Annotated in this window: 14 protein-coding genes; 9 read left to right on the forward strand and 5 right to left on the reverse strand. The window is 65.8% G+C overall.

Annotated elements, in window-relative coordinates:
- Positions 1 to 57: 57 nt before the first annotated feature.
- A complete protein-coding gene (gene rpoC / locus RPIT_RS02865) occupies positions 58 to 3,996 on the forward strand; it encodes a DNA-directed RNA polymerase subunit beta' (protein ID WP_077340432.1) in 3,939 nt (1,312 codons plus the stop codon).
- Positions 3,997 to 4,493: 497 nt separating this feature from the next.
- Here rpoC and mmsB read toward each other — a convergent pair whose 3' ends face one another.
- The 3 genes from mmsB to chvE form a co-directional block, all read right to left on the reverse strand.
- Positions 4,494 to 5,672, reverse strand: a complete 1,179-nt coding sequence (gene mmsB / locus RPIT_RS02870; protein ID WP_077340434.1) for a multiple monosaccharide ABC transporter permease — start codon at positions 5,670 to 5,672, stop codon at positions 4,494 to 4,496.
- 1 nt (position 5,673) lies between these two features.
- Complete coding sequence (mmsA, locus tag RPIT_RS02875; RefSeq protein WP_193432233.1) at positions 5,674 to 7,209, reverse strand: multiple monosaccharide ABC transporter ATP-binding protein; 1,536 nt, start codon at positions 7,207 to 7,209, stop codon at positions 5,674 to 5,676.
- 76 nt (positions 7,210 to 7,285) lie between these two features.
- Positions 7,286 to 8,434: a multiple monosaccharide ABC transporter substrate-binding protein gene (gene chvE / locus RPIT_RS02880; protein WP_077340436.1), complete on the reverse strand. Its 1,149-nt coding sequence runs from the start codon at positions 8,432 to 8,434 to the stop codon at positions 7,286 to 7,288.
- Positions 8,435 to 8,919: 485 nt separating this feature from the next.
- Here chvE and RPIT_RS02885 point away from each other — a divergent pair, with 485 nt between their 5' ends.
- The 7 genes from RPIT_RS02885 (at position 8,920) to pflA (ending at position 19,793) form a co-directional block, all read left to right on the forward strand.
- Entirely contained in the window at positions 8,920 to 10,083 is a 1,164-nt protein-coding gene (locus RPIT_RS02885) for an ROK family transcriptional regulator (protein ID WP_077340449.1), read from the forward strand.
- Positions 10,084 to 10,285: 202 nt separating this feature from the next.
- On the forward strand, positions 10,286 to 13,063 hold the full coding sequence (locus RPIT_RS02890) for a glycoside hydrolase family 3 N-terminal domain-containing protein (RefSeq protein WP_077340451.1): 2,778 nt from the start codon (positions 10,286 to 10,288) through the stop codon (positions 13,061 to 13,063).
- Between the two features lie 334 nt (positions 13,064 to 13,397).
- Positions 13,398 to 13,769, forward strand: coding sequence for a 30S ribosomal protein S12 (gene rpsL, locus RPIT_RS02895; RefSeq protein WP_077340453.1), 372 nt, complete (start codon positions 13,398 to 13,400; stop codon positions 13,767 to 13,769).
- Positions 13,769 to 14,239: a 30S ribosomal protein S7 gene (rpsG, locus tag RPIT_RS02900; RefSeq protein ID WP_077340466.1), complete on the forward strand. Its 471-nt coding sequence runs from the start codon at positions 13,769 to 13,771 to the stop codon at positions 14,237 to 14,239. The genes rpsL and rpsG overlap by 1 nt, the downstream gene beginning before the upstream one ends.
- 106 nt (positions 14,240 to 14,345) lie before the next feature.
- Positions 14,346 to 16,394, forward strand: a complete 2,049-nt coding sequence (gene fusA / locus RPIT_RS02905) for an elongation factor G (RefSeq protein ID WP_077344178.1) — start codon at positions 14,346 to 14,348, stop codon at positions 16,392 to 16,394.
- A gap of 262 nt (positions 16,395 to 16,656) precedes the next feature.
- On the forward strand, positions 16,657 to 18,915 hold the full coding sequence (gene pflB, locus RPIT_RS02910) for a formate C-acetyltransferase (RefSeq protein ID WP_077340468.1): 2,259 nt from the start codon (positions 16,657 to 16,659) through the stop codon (positions 18,913 to 18,915).
- A gap of 2 nt (positions 18,916 to 18,917) precedes the next feature.
- The gene (pflA, locus tag RPIT_RS02915; RefSeq protein ID WP_077344179.1) at positions 18,918 to 19,793 is read left to right on the forward strand and encodes a pyruvate formate-lyase-activating protein; all 876 of its coding nucleotides are present in this window, start codon (positions 18,918 to 18,920) and stop codon (positions 19,791 to 19,793) included.
- 180 nt (positions 19,794 to 19,973) lie between these two features.
- Here the strand turns inward: pflA and RPIT_RS02920 are convergent, their stop codons facing one another.
- On the reverse strand, positions 19,974 to 20,402 hold the full coding sequence (locus tag RPIT_RS02920; protein ID WP_077340470.1) for a type II toxin-antitoxin system VapC family toxin: 429 nt from the start codon (positions 20,400 to 20,402) through the stop codon (positions 19,974 to 19,976).
- On the reverse strand, positions 20,399 to 20,629 hold the full coding sequence (locus RPIT_RS02925; protein ID WP_077340472.1) for a hypothetical protein: 231 nt from the start codon (positions 20,627 to 20,629) through the stop codon (positions 20,399 to 20,401). Before RPIT_RS02925 ends, RPIT_RS02920 begins: the two co-directional genes overlap by 4 nt.
- 229 nt (positions 20,630 to 20,858) lie before the next feature.
- Between RPIT_RS02925 and tuf the strand changes: the two genes are divergently transcribed.
- The gene (gene tuf / locus RPIT_RS02930) at positions 20,859 to 22,052 is read left to right on the forward strand and encodes an elongation factor Tu (protein WP_077340474.1); all 1,194 of its coding nucleotides are present in this window, start codon (positions 20,859 to 20,861) and stop codon (positions 22,050 to 22,052) included.
- Positions 22,053 to 22,379: the final 327 nt, after the last annotated feature.

The following is a 22,379-nucleotide window of genomic DNA, read 5'->3' on the forward strand; positions in this document are numbered from 1 at the left end:
ACTCAGACTTTTCCTTTACAACTTTCCTGCCCCTGAGGTAGGGGAAAGAGAAGCAACGTGCTGGACGTGAACTTCTACGACGAACTGCGGATCGGTCTCGCGAGCGCCGATCAGATCCGCGAGTGGTCGCACGGCGAGGTCAAGAAGCCGGAGACCATCAACTACCGAACCCTCAAGCCCGAGCGTGACGGCCTCTTCTGCGAGAAGATCTTCGGCCCGACCCGGGACTGGGAGTGCTACTGCGGCAAGTACAAGCGCGTGCGCTTCAAGGGCATCATCTGTGAGCGCTGCGGCGTCGAGGTGACCCGCAGCAACGTGCGCCGCGAGCGCATGGGCCACATCGAGCTGGCTGCGCCCGTGACCCACATCTGGTACTTCAAGGGCGTGCCGAGCCGGCTGGGCTACCTGCTGGACATCGCGCCGAAGGACCTGGAGAAGGTCATCTATTTCGCCGCGCACATGATCACCGCGGTCGACGAGGAGGCTCGCCACCGCGACCTCAGCAGCCTGCAGGCGAAGGTCGAAGTGGAGACCAAGCAGGTCGCCCAGCGACGCGACGCCGAGATCGAAGCGCGCATGCAGAAGCTCGAGGAGGACCTCGCGCAGCTGGAGGAAGAGGGCGCGAAGGCCGACATCAAGCGCAAGGTCCGCGAAGCGGCCGAGCGTGAGGCCAACCAGATCCGGACCCGCTCGCAGCGTCAGCTGGACCGCATCGACGAGGTGTGGCAGCGCTTCAAGACCCTCAAGGTCCAGGACCTCGAAGGCGACGAGACGCTCTACCGCGAGATGAAGAAGCGCTTCGGCAAGTACTTCGAGGGCTCGATGGGCGCCGAGGCGATCCAGAAGCGCCTCGAGTCGTTCGACCTCAAGGCCGAGACCGAGTCGCTGCGCGAGACCATCGCCACCGGCAAGGGCCAGCGCAAGACCCGCGCCCTCAAGCGTCTCAAGGTCGTCAACGCGTTCCTCACCGGGCGCAACCACCCGTCGGCGATGGTGCTGGGCGCTGTCCCGGTCATCCCGCCGGACCTGCGTCCGATGGTCCAGCTGGACGGCGGCCGCTTCGCGACCTCCGACCTCAACGACCTGTACCGCCGCGTCATCAACCGCAACAACCGCCTCAAGCGACTGCTCGACCTCGGCGCTCCCGAGATCATCGTCAACAACGAGAAGCGCATGCTGCAGGAGGCCGTGGATTCGCTGTTCGACAACGGCCGCCGCGGGCGCCCGGTCACAGGGCCCGGCAACCGGCCGCTGAAGTCGATCTCGGACATGCTGAAGGGCAAGCAGGGCCGGTTCCGTCAGAACCTGCTCGGCAAGCGCGTCGACTACTCCGGCCGTTCGGTCATCGTGGTCGGTCCCCAGCTCAAGCTTCACCAGTGCGGTCTGCCGAAGGCGATGGCTCTGGAACTCTTCAAGCCGTTCGTGATGAAGCGCCTGGACGACCTCAACCACGCTCAGAACATCAAGGCAGCCAAGCGCATGGTCGAGCGCCAGCGTCCAGTGGTGTGGGATGTCCTCGAAGAGGTCATCGCCGAGCACCCCGTGCTGCTCAACCGTGCTCCGACGCTGCACCGCCTCGGCATCCAGGCGTTCGAGCCGCAGCTCATCGAGGGCAAGGCCATCCAGATCCACCCGCTCGTGTGCACGGCGTTCAACGCCGACTTCGACGGCGACCAGATGGCTGTCCACCTCCCGCTGTCGGCGGAGGCCCAGGCCGAAGCGCGCGTGCTGATGTTGTCCACCAACAACATCCTCAAGCCCGCCGACGGACGCCCGGTCACCATGCCCACGCAGGACATGATCATCGGTCACTACTTCCTCACCTCGGTTCGCCCCGGGAAGGGGGAGGGCCGGATGTTCTCCTCGCTCGCCGAGGCGATCATGGCGTTCGACCGCGGAGACCTCTCCATCGGCTCGAACATCAAGATCCGCCTGAACGACGTCATCGTCGAGGGCGTCGAGCCGCGCGCCGATGGCTCGGTGCTCGTCGAGACCACGCTGGGCCGCGCCCTCTTCAACGAGGCACTGCCTTCCGACTTCGGCTACGTCAATGCCGTGGTCGGGAAGAAGGTGCTCGGGCAGATCGTCAACGATCTGGCGGAGCGTTACCCGAAGATCGAGGTGGCCACCACCCTTGACAACCTCAAGGACATGGGCTTCCAGTGGGCGTCGCGCTCCGGCGTGACCGTCTCGATCTCCGACGTCCAGACCCCGCCCAACAAGGCTGAGGTGCTGGAGGGTTACGAGCGTCGCGCGTCCAAGATCGACCAGCAGTACGACCGTGGCAACGTGACCGAGGACGAGCGCCGTCAGGAGCTCATCGACCTCTGGGGCGAGGCGACGGCCGAACTCACCGAGGCGATGCAGAAGAACTTCACGAGCGACAACCCGATCTTCATGATGGTGGACTCGGGCGCCCGAGGAAACATGACCCAGATGCGCCAGATCGCCGCCATGCGTGGCCTGGTGGCCAACCCGAAGGGTGAGATCATCGCGCGTCCGATCAAGTCGAACTTCCGCGAGGGTCTGTCCGTCCTCGAGTACTTCATCTCGACGCACGGCGGCCGTAAGGGACAGGCCGACACCGCCCTGCGGACCGCCGACTCCGGCTACCTCACCCGTCGTCTCGTGGACGTCTCCCAGGACGTCATCATCCGCGAAGAGGACTGTGGCACCGAGCGTGGCCTCACCAAGGTCATCGCGAAGTGGACCACCGACGGCAAGGACGAGGAGGGCCGTGACATCCGCGTGCCCGCAGAGCCGTTCGCCAAGAACGCCTCGGTGGAGACTCCCGTCGACGTCGAGACGGCCGTGTACGCACGGACCCTCGCGGTGGACGTCGCGGACGACAAGGGCACTGTCCTGGTGGCTGCGGGCACCGATCTCGGCGATGCCGAAATCAGCAAGCTCGTCGCCGCCGGCGTTACGGAGGTGAAGGTCCGCTCGGTCCTCACCTGTGAGTCCACCGTCGGCACCTGCGCCATGTGCTACGGGCGTTCGCTGGCCTCGGGTAAGACCGTCGACGTGGGTGAGGCCGTCGGTATCGTCGCTGCCCAGTCGATCGGTGAGCCCGGCACCCAGCTGACGATGCGTACCTTCCACACCGGTGGTGTGGCGGGCGACGACATCACTCAGGGTCTGCCTCGTGTCACCGAGCTCTTCGAGGCTCGTCAGCCGAAGGGCAAGGCGCCCATCGCTGAGGCCGACGGCGTCGTGCGCATCGAGGACGGGGACCGTTCCCGCAAGATCGTCATCGTCCGCGATGACGGCGGTGAAGACCTCGAGTACCCCGTGGCCCGTCGTACCCGTCTGGAGTTCGACGACCACGAGGGCCGCCGTATCGCGATCAGGGACGGCGTGCACGTCAGCATCGGGCAGCAGCTGACCGCTGGTCAGGTGGACCCGCAGGATGTCCTGCGCGTCCGTGGCCTCCGCAAGGTGCAGGAGCACCTGGTGGATGAGGTTCAGCTGGTGTACCGGACGCAGGGTGCGCCGATTCACGACAAGCACATCGAGATCATCATCCGCCAGATGCTGCGCCGCGTGACGGTCATCGACTCGGGCGACACGATGATGATGCCCGGTGAGCTCGTCGACCGTGGATCCTACGAGGCGGCCAACCGTCAGGCGCTCTCCGAGGGCGGCAAGCCCGCTGAGGGTCGCCCGGTGCTCATGGGCATCACCAAGGCGTCGCTCGCGACGGAGTCGTGGCTGTCGGCGGCCTCCTTCCAGGAGACCACCAAGGTGCTCACCGACGCGGCGATCCAGGGCAAGACGGACACGCTGCAGGGCCTCAAGGAGAACGTCATCCTCGGCAAGCTGATCCCGGCCGGCACCGGCCTGGAGCGGTACCGCAACATCCGTGTGGAGCCGACGGAGGAAGCCCGCGCTTCTGCGTTCACGATGAGCTACGACCCGTACGACTACTCGTTCGGTTCCGATGTGGTCGGCCCCGCCGTCCCGCTCGACGAAATGGACTTCGGCGAGATCCGCTGATCCTGAGCTGAGAAGGCCCCGAGACCGCACGGTCTCGGGGCCTTTCTCATTGCCTGAGCCTGGATGCGGGCGCTGAGGGGAGCCCTCCGCGAGTCAGGAGCCGAAGGGTCGCCAACCGTCGGATCGGAACGCCAACGGCGTCAGGACGCGCCAACGCGAAAACGGAAACGCCAACCGGAAGCTGGAAACGCCAACCCGTAGCTGGAAACGCCAACGGACATGACTGTTCGCCAGCGAGACCCATCGACGCCCGTGAGATATCGGGGGCGTCGCTGGGTCTCGCGGGCGTCACGAGATGTCGGTTGGCGTTGGCCTGGGCCTGTTGGCGTTCGGCTGGGCCTGTTGGCGTTCGGCTGTGCCTGTTGGCGTTCGGCTGTGCCCGTTGGCGTTGGCCCTGCCGGTCGCCGACACTCGGGTGGGCCGTGGCGGGCGAACCTCGGGAACAGAGAAGGCGGGCGGCCCCAGTGGGACCGCCCGCCTCCGCGTGCGCGCTTGGGTTACTTCTTGGAGACCGCGCGGCGCTTGTTGACCAGGTCGAAGGCGACTGCCAGCAGCAGCACCAGGCCCTTGACGATCTGCTGGGTCGGGGTATCGATACCCAGCAGCTGCATACCGTTGGTCATGACGGCCATGATGGTGCCACCGATGATGGCGCCGACCACGCGACCGACACCGCCGGTGACAGCCGCCCCACCGATGAAGCAGGCGGCGATCGCATCGAGCTCGACGGCGTTACCGGCCGCGGGCTGGGCGCCGTTGGCTCGCGACGAGTAGATGATGCCGGCGATCGCCGACAGCAGCCCCATGTTGACGTAGACGAGCATGATCGTCCGCTTGACGTTGACGCCGGAGAGACGCGCTGCGTGGATGTTGCCACCGATGGCGTAGGTGTGACGTCCGTAGACCGTGTTCTGGGCGACGAAGGCATAGATGATGACCAGCGCGCCGAGGATGAACAGCACGATGGGCATGCCGCGGCTCACCGACAGCTGGTAGGCGAAGAACATCACGGCCGCGGCGACGGCGACGAACTTCAGCAGCATCACGGTCATGCTCTCGACGGGCTGCTCGTAGCGGACGCGGGCAGCGCGCGTGCGGAGGGCCCCGACGATGAAGCCTGCGACGGCGAGGGCACCCACGAGCAGCGTGAAGATGTCAGCGTCGCCTATCTTCCCGAACAGCCCGTTGATGAAGCCCGTCGCGATCTGCTTGTACTCCTCCGACATGGGCGACAGGGAGATGGAGCCGAGCACCATGAACGTCGCGCCGCGGAACAGCAGCATGGAGGCCAGGGTCACGATGAAGCCGGGGATCCCGACGTAGGCGACCCAGAAACCGTGCCAGATGCCGATGAGGAGGCCGACCCCGAGACCGGCGAGCACAGCGACCCACCAGGACTGGCCCATCTTGATGACGAGCGTCGCGGCGATAGCGCCGACGAGCGCGATGACCGACCCGACGGACAGGTCGATGTGACCCACCACGATGACGAACAGCATGCCGATGGCGAGCACCAGGATGTAGGAGTACTGGAGCACCAGGTTCGTGACGTTGGGCGGGCTGAGCAGCAGGCCACCGGTCCAGATCTGGAAGAGGATGACGATGGCCACCAGGGCGAGGAAGATGCCGCTCTGACGGAGATTCACCGCCCCCAGCATGTTTTTGACGCTAGCCATCTCAGGCAGCCTCCCTTTCCTTGGTCATAAGTGTCATGAGGTTTTCCTGGGTCGCGTCTGCGCGATCCAGCACGCCCGTGATCCGGCCGAAAGCCAGTGTGTAGATCCGGTCGCAGATGCCGAGCAGCTCAGGCAACTCGGACGAGATCACGATGACGCCCTTGCCCGCGTCGGCGAGTTGGTTGATGATCGTGTAGATCTCGTACTTGGCGCCGACGTCGATGCCTCGCGTCGGCTCGTCGAGGATGAGCACCTCTGGCTCGGTCATCATCCACTTCGAGAGCACGACCTTCTGCTGGTTGCCACCAGACAGCTGGCCGGCGAGCGCCATGACGCTGGGCGTCTTGATGCGCATGCTGCCGCGGAACTCCTCAGCCCGCTTGATCTCCTCGTTGGCGTTGACGGCACCCAGGGGAGTCTTGATGCGGTCGAGCGAGGCTGCGGAGATGTTGCGACGGATGTCGTCGATGAGGTTGAGACCGAACCGCTTTCGATCCTCGGTGGCGTAGGCAAGACCTGCCCGGATGGCTTCGTGGACGCTGCTGAGGTTCAGCTCCTTGCCGTGGAGGAACGCCTTGCCGCTCACCTTGTGGCCCCAGGCCTGCCCGAAGACGCTCATCGCGAGCTCGGTCCGCCCGGCGCCCATGAGGCCAGCGATGCCGACGATCTCGCCGGCACGCACGTTGAAGCTCGCGCCGTCGATGCTGCGCCTGCCGGGGATCGTCGGGTGCATGACCGACCAGTCCTCGACCCGGAACAGCTCTTCGCCGATGCTAGGCGTGTGCTCGGGATACAGATGCTCGAGGTCGCGGCCGACCATGCCCTTGATGATGCGCTCCTGGCTCATCTCCGGACCTCGGCTGAGCGTCTCGATCGTCATGCCGTCACGGATGATCGTGGTGGCGTCGGAAATCGCGATGATCTCGTTCAGCTTGTGGGAGATCATGATCGACGTGATCCCCTGCTCCTTGAGCTGGCGCAGCAGGCCGAGGAGATGGGCGGAGTCGGTGTCGTTGAGGGCGGCGGTGGGCTCGTCGAGGATGAGGAGCTTCACCTCCTTGGAGAGCGCCTTCGCGATCTCCACGAGCTGCTGCTTGCCCACACCGATGTCCTGGATCAGGGTGGTGGGGTTCTCGTCGAGCCCGACCCTGGCCAGTAGCTGCGCTGCCTTCTGGTTGGTGCGGTTCCAGTTGATGTGGCCCTGCTCGCGCTGCTCGTTGCCGAGGAAGATGTTCTCGGCGATCGAGAGCGTGGGGACCAGCGCCAACTCCTGGTGGATGATGACGATGCCCTTGGCCTCGGACTGGTTGATGGAGTTGAACTTGACCGTCTCACCGTCGAAGAAGATCTCGCCGTCGTAGGTGCCGTGTGGATAGACGCCCGAGAGCACCTTCATTAGCGTCGATTTGCCGGCGCCGTTCTCACCGCAGATGGCGTGGATCTCGCCGCGCTCGACGCTGAGGTTCACGTTGGAGAGAGCCTTGACGCCCGGGAACTCCTTGGTGATGTTGCGCATCTCGAGAATGATGTCGCTCAAGGTAGACCTGCTTTCAATTAGGAGGGGGCCGGCGGTTGATATTCAACCACCGGCCCCTCGTCAGTCAGATACCGGATCACTCAGCGACGCCGGAGTCAACCTCTGCCTGGGTCCAGTAGCCGGTGTCCACGAGAGCCTCGACGACGTTGTCGTCGGTCACGGTGGTGACATCGAGCAGGTAGGACGGGACGACCTTCACGCCGTTGTCGTAGGTCTCGGTGTCGTTGGCCTCGGGCTCGTTGCCTTCGAGCAGCGCGACGGCAGCCTTCACGGCCTGCTCTGCCAGCAGGCGGGTGTCCTTGAAGATCGTGGAGTACTGCACGCCGTCAACGATCAGCTTGACCGAGGCGATCTCCGCGTCCTGGCCGGTGACGATCGGGAAGGTCTCGCCCGAGTAGCCGCCGTTCTCCAGCGCGGTGATGATGCCGCGGGAGAGGCCGTCGTAGGCGGAGAGGACGCCGTGCACCTTCTTGTCGCCGTAGTGCGCGGTGAGGAGGTCCTCCATGCGCTTCTGGGCGGTCTCCTGCTGCCAGCGGAGAATGGCGGCCTGCTCGATGCTGGTCTGCTCGGACTGGACGACGAATTCGCCCGCGTCGATCTTCGGCTGCAGCACGGACATGGCGCCGCTGAAGAAGAAGTGCGCGTTGTTGTCGTCCAGCGAGCCGGCGAACAGCTCGATGTTGGCGGGGTTCTCATCGGGGAAGCGCTCGGCGAGGCCGTCGATGAGGGACTGGCCCTGGGCGACGCCCACCTTGAAGTTGTCGAACGACACGTAGAAGTCGACGTTCTCCGAGTCGCGGATGAGGCGGTCGTAGGAGATGACCTTGATGCCGGCCGCGGCGGCGGCGTCGAGCTGCGGCGCGAGCGCGGTGCCGTCGATGGCGGCAATGATGAGGACCTTGACGCCCTGCGTGATCATCTGATCAACCTGCTGCGACTGGGTGGGGATGTCGTCGTTGGCGAACTGCAGATCGACCTCGAACCCGGCGTCCTGGAGCTGCTGCTGAACGGCTTCGCCGTCCGCGATCCACCGCTCGGAGGTCTGGGTGGGCATCGAGACGCCGACCTTGCCGCCCGCGCCTGCGGGAGCGCTGGTCTCGCCGCCGGTGGCGGTGGTGGGGGCGGTGGTGGCGCCGGGGGTCTCGTCGCCACCACAGGCAACGAGTCCGATGGCGGCAGCGCTAACAGCGCCGAGGCCGATAAACCCACGTCGGTTGATGTTCATGAACGTTTCCTCCTAGAAAACGGTTTGGGATCGCCGGACTCGGCGATCCGATATGGGCGCCAACCGGGTGGTTGTCGACCGGGTGAACCCATCGCTCGGGGGAGGTGGGCTCGTGCTGTTGTGCTACATCGTGGAAGGTCGGCGGTGACAACCTCCATGTTTCTCCACGCGCCTAATCGTGCTCACTTCACGACGCAACGTCAACGCGAAAAGCCGATTCGGACAGTCTCGATTTCATAACGAATTCTGTGGACCATCCGACGGGCGCTGCAAGAGGACCCCTCGATCACGGACAGAATCGGTCGGAGTAGGACGGTGTGCCCGCGCGTGGCGTGCTTGTGAGTCCGCCGAGGGCAATCGTGTACTCATTAAGCAAAAGTACGGCCTCTTGTTGGCGGTTAGCGCGACCGATGGACGAAATACACATCCGAGCCCTCTCGCGACGGAACGGCCGGGGCTGGGCAGCCTAGGTCTACCATGACCGCATGATCATCCCCTCTGATGAGCCGGTGCCCGCACGGGACCGGACGCGGGAACGCCTGTACTACCTCATCCGGTCAGGGGCGGCCACATCACGCTCCGCGCTGGTGGAAGCCACCGGCCTCTCGCGGAGCACGGTCAACTCTGCGGTGACCGGCCTCATCCGGACGGGCCGCGTCGTCGAGGCGGGCGAGGAGCCGAAGGGGGTCGGCTCAGGCAGTGGCCGCCCGGCCACCACCCTCAGGGCGGCTCCCGGGGAGGCCATCGTGGGCGCGATCGACTTCGGGCATGACCGCATCGCCGTGGCTCTGGGCGACGGCACCGGTCAGTGCATAGCGGAGGACAGCGTCGACACCGATGTGGACCTGCGGGCGCACGAGGCGATGGATCAGGCCTGCGAGTTGCTCATCGGGTTGGCCGGCACGCTCGGCATCGGTGCCCCGTCGGCGGTCGCCGCCGGGATCCCGGGGCCGCTCGATTCACGGACGGGCTTGGTCTGTTCCGCGACGATCCTGTCGAGCTGGGTGGGCCTGAATCCCGCCGAGGAACTGTCCCGGCGTCTGGGTACGGCCGCCCACGCGGAGAACGACGCGCTCCTGGGCGCGCTCGGCGAGCAGCGGCTCGGTGCGGGCCGGGGTCACTCCAACGTCTTCTACATCCGGGCCACGGCTGGACTCGGCGCAGGTCTGATCCTCGATGGACGGCTCTACCGCGGAGCGACAGGGATAGCCGGTGAAATCGGACACACAGCTGTGCCGGGCGGGGGAGGGGGCGAGCCCTGCCGGTGCGGGCGCCGCGGGTGCCTCGAGACGGTGGTGTCGGTCGGCGCCGTGCTGCAGCGCATCCGCCACTCCCACCCGGGCGTTGCCCCCGATGAGATCACTGTGTCCCAGCCCGCGGACGCCGTCACCGCGCGCATCATGGCCGAGGTTGGGGCCACACTCGGCGATGCGCTGGCGATGTTCTGCAACCTCCTCAACCCCTCGGTGCTCGTGCTGGGCGGGGAGCTGGGGGCGTCGGGTCCCTCGTTCGTCGACAGCGTCAGGATGAGTCTGCTCAGGGAGGCCCAGCCAGCGACAGGGGCCGGGCTCGACGTGGTGCCGGCTGGGCTCGGCGTCCGGGCCGAACTCGTCGGCGCGTTGCAGGCAGCGGCCGAGCTGGTCCGCTGAGGTTTCCGATGATGATCAGCCATGAATCGTGCCCTATGGCCTGACATAAGCCCGATATGTGCTGGTATCGAACAACTTTCGGCTAAAATATCCGCCAATAACGTGCGGAACTCCTATCGTCCACCTAAGGTGTCGCCTGGGCCGTGAGCCCTCCCCCGGCAAGGGCTGCAGGGGGTAAAGCCGCCTCCGAAGGAGGACACCCATGACCCAGCAACGTCGCTGGAAGTGGTTGGTGCCGAGCGTTGGTATCGCACTGCTAGCAACCTCGGTTCCACTGTCCGCTCAAGCGGGCACCACCTACACCACCACCACCCACACGGACGGTAGGACATCGTTCGTCCGCGTCCAGAACCCCAACGGGGGAGCCACCCTCAGCTACGCCGGGGACACGGAGCTCATCACGCTGGCCGACGGCGACGCCACTCTGGCGTTCAAGGACTCCAACGGCAACGGCGAACTGGATCCGTGGGAGGACTGGCGCGAGGACTACGAGACTCGCGCCCAGGCTCTCGCGCAGTCGGTGTCGATCGACCAGATCGCCGGCCTGATGCTGTTCTCGTCCCACCAGAGGGACCAGGCCGCAGGGCTCACCGATGCGCAGCGGGCCTTCCTCAGCAACGACGAGCTCCGCAACGTCCTGAACGCGGGGCCGAACGACGTCGAGGACAACGTCACCTGGAACAACGAGGTGCAGGCCTTCGTGGAGGGTCTCGCCACTGGGGACGAGCCGTACATCCCGGTGAACTTCTCCTCCGATCCGCGGTCGACCGCCGGCCGCGCCCAGTACGACTCGTCAGGTGACATTTCGCGCTGGCCGTCACACCTCGGTCTCGCGGCCATCCACGACACCGACGTCATCCACGACTTCGCGCGCATCGCGTCGGAGGAGTACCGCGCCCTCGGTATCGCCACCGCGCTCGGGCCGCAGATCGACACGTCGACCGACCCGCGGTGGCTCCGCGTCGACGGCACCTTCGGCGAGGACTTCGACCAGTCCGCCGATGCTGCTGCGGCCTACGTCCACGCCTCACAGAACAGCTTCGATGAGGATGGCAATCCGCTCGGCTGGGGGCGCGATTCGATCAACACGATGATCAAGCACGTCCCAGGGGACGCGGCTGGCGAGGGTGGCCGGGAGGCGCACACCGGCGCCGGCCGGTACAACGTCTTCCCGGGCGACGGTTTCGATGGGCATCTCGCCCCGTTCATCGCCGGCCTCGACTCCATGTCGATGATGTCCAAGTACTCCATCTCCATCGATGCTGACGGTGAGCCGATGTTCGGCAACCGCGTGGGCTCCGCATACAACAAGGAGCTCATCGACATCGTCCGCGCCGAGTACGGCTACGACGGCGTGATCTGCACCGACTGGGGCGTCACGTCCTTCATCGCACACGGCATGGACGGGGCGTCAGTGGATCAGCGCCACTTCCTCATCCTCGTTGCGGGCCTCGACATGTTCGGTGGCAACAACAACAAGGCGCCGGTGCTCGCCGCCTACGACCTGTGGCAGGCGGCCTATGAGGCCGGCGATCTGGACATCTCCGCCGACGAGCGCTTCCGCAAGTCCGCCGAGCGCATCCTGCGCATGTTCTTCGCGCCAGGCATCTACGACGATCCCTACCTGGATCTCGCCGAGTCCCAGGCCATCGTGGCCAGCCCGGACAAGGTGGCCGCCGGCTACCAGGCGCAGCTGAACTCCGTCGTCATGCTCAAGAACGCCGACGGAACCATTCAGGAGCGCGAGCTCGCCTACTGGGCGGACAAGACGGTCTACATCCCGTCCTCGATGAACTCCGGCTTCCCGAGCCTGTTCGGCGGGATCTCCGGGGCGACGTCCGGTCCCACCATGGATGTGGCGACGGCCGAGCGGTACTTCGGAACGGTCCTCACCGACGAGCCCGTCCTGGACGACGACGGCAACGTCATCGACTTCACGATGCCCGATCTCACCGACGTCGACCTCGTCGTCGCCGGGATGCGCAGCCCCATGAACGGCACCAACTTCAGCAGCGCTGGGCTGGCGCCGGACGGCACCTTCTACCCGCTCTCGCTGCAGTACCGGCCGTACACCGCTGACGGGCCGAACGTCCGCCGCGTGTCGATCGCGGGAGACATCCTCCCCGACGGCAGCCAGCAGAACCGTTCGTATTACGGCGAAACGTCACGGATCGCCAACGAGCGCGACCTTGACGCCGTGCTCGACGCCGTCGCCGCGGTCGACGACTCGATCCCCGTCATCGTCGCCCTCAAGGCGGTCAACCCCACGATTCCGGCCGAGTTCGAGCCGGCGATCGACGCCCTCGTGGTGGGGTTCTCCGTCTCCGACGGGGCGCTCTTCGACGTCATCCTCGGGCAGCACGATCCGCAGGGCCGCCTGCCGATCGCCTTCCCGCGGGACATGGACGCCGTCGAGGCGCAGCTCGAAGACCTGCCTCACGACATGGACGCCTACGTCGACACCGAGGGCAATGAGTACGAGTACGGATTCGGCCTGAGCTGGGAGGACAGCGACCCCACGGATCCGCCGGTGACACCCAAGCCGACACCGAACCCGGTCGACGTCTACACCACACCCGGCTTCCACAACGTCAACGGGCGCTGGTGGCAGACCGAGTGCGAGCCGTACTCGCAGACCGTCCGGTGCCGCACCGAGATCTGGGCGACCATCGTCTGGTACAAGGGCGGAGGCCAGTTCGTGCGCGACACGGGGTGGCACTTCAACAACCTCACCTACCTGCCGTTCATGACGCGTCAGCAGTGGTCCGCCAACCCGCTCGGTTACACCGGCGAGTTCACGTCGGACGGACGCAAGTGGATGACAGAGTGCGACACGGAACGCTCCGGCCGCGACGGCTGCCGCAGCTACCTCTGGGTGCACAACGTGGTGGAGTCCCAACCCCGCGCCGAGGGTGGCTACACCTACACGCTGGTGGACAAGTGGGTCTTCAACAACATCGTCAAGTTCCGGGCCCGCTAGCCTGGCGCTGAGCCCAACAGCCCGAGGCCCCCATCGCGCCACCAAGCGCGGTGGGGGCCTCGGGCTGCCAGAGGCGCTGTGTTTCCCGGGCGCCACGCTTTGACCAGCCCCTGCGCCTCAGGTAACCTTGGTGGGCGTGCCCGGTTGCTCGGGCCCATTTGTGCGTGCCCTGGCATGACCCCCGCCCTTAAACGTTGCGAGGGGCGGCTTGTGCGGAGTTCGCACGGCAGCGATTGATGCTTGTGTGCCGGAACGGTGACCTCGAATCACAAGCCCTCTTGACCTGCGCCAGGGAAACCACGTTCCTCTTAGACAACGAAAGTGATACCAACAGGTGCCAACTATTCAGCAGCTGGTCCGCAAGGGCCGTACCGACAAGGTCTCGAAGAACAAGACCCCGGCGCTCAAGGGTTCCCCCCAGCGCCGTGGGGTGTGCACCCGCGTGTACACGACCACCCCGAAGAAGCCGAACTCCGCGCTCCGCAAGGTCGCGCGTGTGCGCCTCAGCTCCGGCATTGAGGTGACCGCCTACATTCCGGGCGTGGGCCACAACCTCCAGGAGCACTCGATGGTGCTCGTCCGTGGCGGTCGTGTGAAGGACCTCCCCGGTGTGCGCTACAAGATCATCCGCGGCTCGCTCGACACCCAGGGTGTCAAGGGCCGCAAGCAGGCTCGCAGCCGCTACGGCGCCAAGAAGGAGAAGTAATGCCTCGCAAGGGTCCAGCCCCGAAGCGCCCCGTCGCCATTGACCCGGTGTACGGCTCGCCGCTCGTCTCCCAGCTCGTGAGCAAGATCCTGCTCGACGGCAAGAAGACCGTCGCGCAGTCGATCGTCTACGACGCCCTTGAGGGCACCCGCGCCAAGACCGGCGTTGATCCCGTGCAGACGCTCAAGCGTGCGCTCGACAACGTCAAGCCCTCGATCGAGGTCAAGTCCCGCCGCGTCGGCGGCGCCACCTACCAGGTGCCGATCGAGGTGAAGCCTGGTCGTCAGAACACCCTGGCCATGCGCTGGCTGGTCTCGTTCTCGCGCGCTCGCCGCGAGAAGACGATGACCGAGCGTCTCATGAACGAGATCCTGGACGCGTCCAACGGTCTCGGTGCTTCGGTGAAGCGCCGTGAGGATACGCACAAGATGGCCGAGGCCAACCGCGCCTTCGCCCACTACCGCTGGTGATTGACTGCCCCCGGCCAGGCGGCCGGGGGCCTTCACCTGTCTATCTACAACAGACCCGAAGGACTGCACAGTGACCGACCTGGCAAAGGTTCGCAACATTGGCATCATGGCCCACATCGATGCCGGCAAGACCACCACGACCGAGCGCATCCTCTTCTACACCGGTAAGAACCACAAGATCGGTGAGACGCTCGATGGCGCCGCGACGATGGACTGGATGGAGCAGGAGCAGGAGCGCGGCATCACGATCACGTCCGCTGCCACGACCTGTTTCTGGAAAGACCACCTCATCAACATCATCGACACGCCTGGCCACGTGGACTTCACCGTCGAGGTGGAGCGCTCGCTGCGCGTCCTCGATGGCGCCGTCGCCGTGTTCGACGGCGTGGCCGGTGTGGAGCCTCAGTCGATGACCGTGTGGCGTCAGGCCACCAAGTACGGCGTGCCCCGCATCTGCTACATCAACAAGCTGGACCGCACCGGTGCGTCGTTCGACCATGTGGTCAAGACCATCCGCGAGCGCCTCAACACCGATCCCGTGCTGCTGCAGCTGCCGATCGGGTCTGAGGGCGGCTTCCTCGGGGTCGTCGACCTCGTCGAGATGCGCGCCCTGACGTGGCGCGGCGAGACGAAGATGGGTGAGGATTACGACGTCGAGGAGATCCCCGCCGATCTCAAGGACGCCGCTGAGGCTGCCCACCAGACGTTGATCGAGCGCGTTGCCGACGTGGACGACGAGATCATGGAGATGTACCTCGAGGGCGAAGAGCCGTCGGTGCAGCAGATCAAGGAAGCCATCCGCAAGGGCGTTATCACGAACACGTTCACGGCGGTCGTCTGCGGCACCTCGTTCAAGAACAAGGGCGTGCAGCCCCTGCTCGACGCCGTGGTCAACTACCTGCCGACCCCGCTCGACGTGCCCGCCATCGACGGCTTCAAGCCGGGCGATGAAGAGGTCAAGCTCGAGCGTCACCCTTCCGACGACGAGCCGCTGTCCGTGCTGGCGTTCAAGGTGGCGGCCGACCCGCACCTCGGCCGTCTGACGTTCGTGCGCGTCTACTCCGGCGTGCTGCACTCGGGTTCCCAGGTGCTCAACGCCACCAAGGGCCGCAAGGAGCGGATCGGCAAGATCTACCAGATGCACGCCAACAAGCGTGAGGAGATCGACCAGATCGGCGCCGGCATGATCTGCGCGGTGATGGGCCTCAAGGACACCACCACGGGCGAGACCCTCTGCGACCCGCAGAACCCGATCGTTCTGGAGTCGATGGAGTTCCCCAACCCGGTCATCGAGCAGGCCATCGAGCCCCGCACGAAGTCCGACCAGGAGAAGCTGTCCAACGCCATCCAGCGTCTCGCCGAGGAGGACCCGACCTTCCGCGTCCACACCGACGAAGAGACCGGCCAGACGATCATCGCCGGCATGGGTGAGCTCCACCTCGACGTCCTGATCGACCGCATGAAGCGCGAGTTCAAGGTCGAGGCGAACATCGGCAAGCCTCAGGTGGCCTACCGTGAGACCCTCCGCCGCAAGGTGGAGAAGGTCGAGTACACGCACAAGAAGCAGACCGGTGGTTCCGGCCAGTTCGCCCGCGTGATCATCGACCTCGAGCCCACCGAGCCCGGCTCCGGCTACGAGTTCGTCAACGCCGTCACCGGCGGCCGCATTCCGCGCGAGTACATCCCAGCGGTCGATGCGGGCGTCAAGGACGCGATGCAGTTCGGCGTTCTCGCCGGCTACCCGGTGGAGAACATCAAGGTGACGCTGACCGACGGCGCCTACCACGACGTCGACTCGTCCGAGCTCGCGTTCAAGCTGGCCGGCTCGATGGCGTTCAAGGAGGCGGCCCGCAAGGCGGATCCCGCCATCCTCGAGCCGATGATGGCCGTCGAGGTGACCACCCCCGAGGATTACCTCGGCACCGTCATCGGCGACCTCAACTCGCGGCGCGGCCACGTCCAGTCGATGGACGAGCAGCACGGCAACCGTGTCGTCCGCGCTCTGGTGCCGCTGTCGGAGATGTTCGGCTACGTCGGAGACCTCCGCTCGAAGACCTCGGGCCAGGCCTCCTACTCGATGGAGTTCGACTCCTACGCCGAGACTCCGAAGAACATCTCCGAGGAGATCGTTGCGAAGGCTCGCGGCGTCGAGTGATCTGACGCTCATTACGAAACTGGCCGGGAACGTAGGTTCCCGGCCAGTTTTGTGTTCTCGCGACCGCTCAGCACCGGTGAGCGCTCCCGGGCATGGCGGGGTCGCAGACGCCCACGCGGGGGGCGAACGGCCGCGAAATGGACAGGATGCGTGAGCTGATCTGCCGGTGAAAGCCGTAGTCCGACCCCGCTGAAGAGCGTTTGAACGAACGTGTTAGTTTTAGTCCACTCCCACCCCCGACGAAGCCAAGGAGCGGCTTGATATGAGCATGCCCACGCACACCGACGATTCGACCGCCCAAGCATGGGCGGGGTTCGAGTCCGGCCCGTGGCAAGACAGCGTGGATGTGCGCGACTTCATCCAGCGCAACTACACGCCCTACGAGGGTGACGACTCGTTCCTGTGCGGCCCGACGAAGCGCACGTGCCGCGTCTGGCAGACGATCGTCGACATGTTCCCGAAGGAGCGCGAGCGCGGCGTCTACGACGTCGACAACACGACGATCTCGCGCATCGACGCCTTCGAGCCCGGCTACATCAACCGGGACGACACCCTCATCGTCGGTCTCCAGACCGATGCGCCGCTCAAGCGCGCGATGATCCCCAACGGCGGGTGGCGCATGGTGGAACAGGCGCTGGAGACCTACGGTTTCGAGGTCGACCCGATGATCCGGGAGATCTTCACCGTGCACCGCAAGACCCACAACGCCGGCGTCTTCGATGTCTACCCCGAGCAGGTCCGCAAGGCGCGCAGCAGCCACATCGTCACGGGACTTCCCGACGCCTACGGGCGCGGCCGCATCATCGGCGACTATCGCCGCGTCGCCCTCTACGGCGTCGACCGACTCATCCACGAACGCTCCCTGGACAAGCTCGCCCTCGACGGCGACTGGTCCACGGAGGAGGTCATCCGCACGCGCGAGGAGATGGCTGAGCAGATCCGCGCCCTTCAGGAACTCAAGCGGATGGGCGCGAGCTACGGCTTCGACCTCGGACGCCCGGCGGTGTCGGCGCGAGAGGCGGTGCAGTGGCTGTACTTCGCCTATCTCGGGGCGGTCAAGGAGCAGAACGGCGCCGCGATGTCGCTCGGCCGGACCTCGACCTTCCTCGACGTCTTCATCGAGCGCGACCTGGCCGCGGGGACGCTCACCGAGGAGCAGGCGCAAGAACTCATCGACGACTTCGTCATCAAGCTGCGCATCGTCCGGTTCCTGCGCACTCCGGACTACGACGAGATCTTCTCGGGGGACCCGACGTGGGTGACCGAATCCATCGGCGGCGTCGGAGAGGACGGTCGCCCGCTCGTGACGAAGAACTCCTTCCGCATGCTGCAGACGCTGCACAACCTGGGACCGGCCCCCGAGCCGAACATGACGGTGCTGTGGAGCGACGCCCTCCCGCAGGGCTTCAAGGACTACTGTGCGCGCACCTCGATCCAGACCTCGTCGGTGCAGTACGAATCCGACGACCTGCTGCGGTGCACGATGGGCGACGACGCAGGGATCGCCTGCTGCGTGTCGGGGATGGCCATCGGCAAGCAGATGCAGTTCTTCGGGGCGAGAGTGAACCTCGCCAAGGCGCTGCTCTACGCCATCAACGGCGGCCGTGACGAAAAGACCGGCAAGCAGGTCGCGCCGCCCAGCGAACCGGTCTCGGGCGACGAACTCGACTACGACGACGTCATGCGCCGTTTTGACGCGACCATGTCCTGGCTTGCGCGCACCTACGTCGACGCACTCAACTGCATCCACTACATGCACGACAAGTACGCCTACGAGCGGCTCGAGATGGCGCTGCACGATCCGGACGTCATCCGGACCATGGCGTGCGGTATCGCGGGTCTATCGGTCACGGCCGACTCGCTCTCGGCGATCCGCTTCGGAAAGGTGAAGCCGGTCCGCGACGAGACGGGGTTGGTCGTCGACTACGAGATCGAGGGCGATTTCCCCCACTTCGGCAACGACGACGACAGGGTCGACGCGATCGCGGTGGACCTGGTGAGCCGGTTCATGGAGAAGGTTCGCGCGTACCCCACGTACCGCAACGCGATCCACACCCAATCCGTCCTCACGATCACCTCCAACGTCATGTACGGCAAGTACACCGGAAGCACCCCCGACGGGCGGCGTGCGGGGGAGCCCTTCGCGCCCGGAGCGAACCCGATGAACGGCCGGGACAACCACGGGATGCTGGCTTCGGCCCTGTCCGTCGCCAAGCTCCCCTTCGCTGAGGCGCAGGACGGCATCTCGCTGACCAACACCATCGTTCCGCAGGGACTCGGGCGGACGCTCGGCGAGCAGGTGTCGGCGCTCAGCGGACTCCTCGACGCCTACATGGGTGAGAACGGTTTCCACATGAACGTCAACGTGCTGAACCGCGACACCCTCTACGACGCCATGGAGAATCCGCAGAACTACCCGCAACTCACCATTCGCGTGTCCGGGTATGCGGTCAACTTCGTGCGCCTGACCCGCGAGCAGCAACTCGACGTCATCTCCCGGACGTTCCACGAGCGCGTGTGACGGTGAGCATCGACGTTCGCGAAGGGGTCACGGGGGAATACCGGCCCGGCAGGTCCGCTGCCGTGGAGCGCCCCCGCGGCCGGGGTTTCGGCGATCTGCCCGCGCTGCTCGAGTTGGGGCGCAGCGACGAACTGGCGGGTGTCCGTGACGGATCGGCCGCGTGGCTCCACTCGTGGGAGCTGGTCACCTCCGTGGACGGGCCGGGCACGCGGCTCACGATCTTCCTCAACGGGTGTCCGCTGCGCTGCCAGTACTGCCACAACCCGGACACCATGCGCACCCGGCAGGGGCAGCTGGTCTCGCTCGAGGAGATCGTCGCGAAGCTTCACCGCTACCGCCGCGTCTTCCGCGCCACGCGAGGCGGCCTGACGATTTCGGGCGGCGAGCCGATGATGCAGCCGGCCTTCGTCCAGAGGCTGCTGCGCGCGGCGAAGGAACTGGGCATCCACACCGCGATGGACACCTCGGGCAATCTTGGCGGGAGGGTCAACTCCGAGATCATGGACGACCTGGACCTCGTCCTGCTCGACGTCAAGTCCGGTGACCCCGCGACATACCGGAGAGTAACCGGTGCCGACCTGGCGCCGACGCTGGAATTCGGCGATCGTCTGTCCCGGGCGGGCGTGGAAACGTGGGTGCGCTTCGTGCTGGTGCCCGGGCTGACCGACGACGAGGCGAACGTGCGACTGGCCGCCCGCCACGTCGCAGCCTGGGGGAGCGTCTCGCGGGTCGAGGTGCTGCCCTTCCACCAGATGGGCCGGGACAAGTGGGCCAACCTCGGGCTCACCTACGAGCTGGAGGGTACGCAGCCCCCGACGCCCGAACTGCTGGAGCGGGTACGCGCTCAATTCCGCTCGGAGGGACTCACCGTCTACTGAGCCTGGATCCACCGATTCCCCGTTGCTACGCGACCCCATGCAGGCACACCGGCATCGCCGATCACGCTCAAGGTACGCCCGGTAGCTCTTCGCGGCATCGTCTTGCCGGTGCACCCACCTGGTGCCGCTCGCTGCGCGACCAATCGGTGCATCCAGGCTGAGCTCAGCGTGGATCCCGGCTCAGGCCAGCGGGTTGTGGGTGCGCAGCGCCGGGAAGTACGAGTAGTCGCGATCCACGGTCCACAACTCCGTGATGCCATGGCCGAGGCAGATCGCCGCCACCCGGGCCTCGTGCATCTTCGGGCCGATCACACCCGGGGCGATGAGGGTGCTCAGCAACCTCAGGTGGTCGGCTGTTTCCGTCAGCGTCCTCACGTGGGGCAGCGACAGGAGGCTCTGTACCGCGGCCAGCGCAGTGTCTGGACTCGTCGGCGGCACGTAGCCATGGGGGTGGGTCACAGTGCTGAGGAACTCGTTGACGCAGGCCCAGGGGACGGCGAACGGAACCGGTTCTGCCGCCAGGGTGGTGAGCGTCGCCAGCGCCCTCTCGTGATGGGGGCTGTCAGCCCGGTGGGCGTAGACCAGCAACGGTGCGTCGAGCGCGATCACGGCGTCCCACCCGGCCGGTCGGTCGTCGACGCCTGAGGTTGAGCCAAGCCCTGCCCGTCCTGCGTGACCCAGTTGAAGTCGACGCGCGCGGGTCGCTCGCGCCTGTTCAGTTCAGCTTCGAGCCCGGCGATCACCAGATCCCGCAGGGTGGTGCCCGGCCCGCCAGAGGCGACGAACCTCTTCGCTCGGACGGCGAGGGCGTCAGGGATGTCGATCGTGGTCTTCATGCGTCTCCCGTATCGGTGGAACCGTATAACCGTATCAAGGGTTTCACGCTCAGATGGCGCAATGGGGACTACCGGTTTGACTCAGGACGGTGAGCCGTTAGGATTATGAAGGTTGATTCGAATGGGGCCATGTGTCTCGTCGATAACGCTGAGAAAATTCGCCTCGCACCCGCGAGGTGCGAACACACGTCGCCACGCAACAGCGTGGTGTAATCCAGGAGGAGCCCTCGTGGCAAAGGCCAAGTTTGAGCGGACTAAGCCGCACTGCAACATCGGCACCATTGGACACGTCGACCACGGCAAGACCACTCTGACCGCGGCGATCACCAAGGTGCTCCATGACCGTTACCCCGAGTGGAACGCCGTCTCGGCGTTCGACCAGATCGACAAGGCGCCCGAAGAGCGCCAGCGCGGCATCACGATCTCGATCGCGCACGTCGAGTACCAGACCGAGAAGCGCCACTACGCGCACGTTGACTGCCCCGGCCACGCCGACTACGTCAAGAACATGATCACCGGTGCCGCACAGATGGACGGCGCGATCCTCGTGGTCGCCGCCACCGACGGCCCGATGGCGCAGACCCACGAGCACATCCTCCTGGCTCGCCAGGTCGGCGTGCCCGCCATGGTCGTCGCCCTCAACAAGTGCGACATGATCGACGAGGGCGATGCCGACCTCATCGACCTGGTCGAGATGGAGCTCGACGAGATCCTCTCCGCCCAGGGCTTCGAGGACACCAAGATCGTGCGCGTCGCCGCCTTCCCCGCCCTCCAGGGCGACGAGAAGTGGGCCGACACCATCATGGACCTCATGAACGCTGTCGACGAGTACATCCCCCAGCCGGAGCGTGACACGGACAAGCCGTTCCTCATGCCCGTCGAGGACGTCTTCACGATCACCGGTCGTGGCACCGTCATCACCGGCCGTATCGAGCGCGGCATCGTCCGCACCGGCGACACCGTCGACATCGTGGGCATCCGCGAGGAGAAGCAGTCCTCGACCGTCACCGGCGTGGAGATGTTCCGCAAGATCCTCGACGAGGGTCGCGCTGGCGAGAACGTCGGTCTCCTGCTCCGCGGCACCAAGAAGGAAGACGTCGAGCGCGGCATGGTCGTCATCAAGCCGGGTTCGACCACCCCGCACACCGACTTCGAGGCCAACGTCTACGTGCTGGACAAGAATGAGGGTGGCCGTCACAAGCCGTTCTTCTCGAACTACTCGCCCCAGTTCTACTTCCGCACGACGGACGTGACTGGCGTTGTCCAGCTCCCCGAGGGCACCGAGATGGTCATGCCCGGCGACAACACCGAGATGACCGTTCACCTCAACAAGCCGATCGCCATGGAGGAGAACCTCAAGTTCGCCATCCGTGAGGGCGGCCGCACCGTCGGCGCCGGCAACGTCACCAAGATCCTCAAGTGATCTGACACCCGCGCCCAGAGGGGCCGTGCAGCATCTGCTGCACGGCCCCTCTGCCGTTTCCGGCCCGTCGGTCGTCATGGGTCCCTGAGCAGGGCCGGCTCGCTTTGCGAGCAGCCCGTCCGTCGCGATTGGTCCCTGAGCAGGGCCAGCTCGCTTTGCGAGCTGCCCGTCCGTCGAAGGGTTGCGGCCGGTGATTGATCGCCGCCCTGTGGTCGGGGGCGGCGGTAGGGATCGGGGCCGTTACCCTTCGACAAGCTCAGGGAGCAGCGTGGTCGGGGGCGGCGGTAGGGAGCGGGCCGTTACCCTTCGACAAGCTCAGGGAACTTG

Source organism: Tessaracoccus flavus, assembly GCF_001997295.1.
In the GTDB taxonomy this organism is placed as follows: Bacteria; Actinomycetota; Actinomycetes; order Propionibacteriales; family Propionibacteriaceae; genus Arachnia; species Arachnia flava.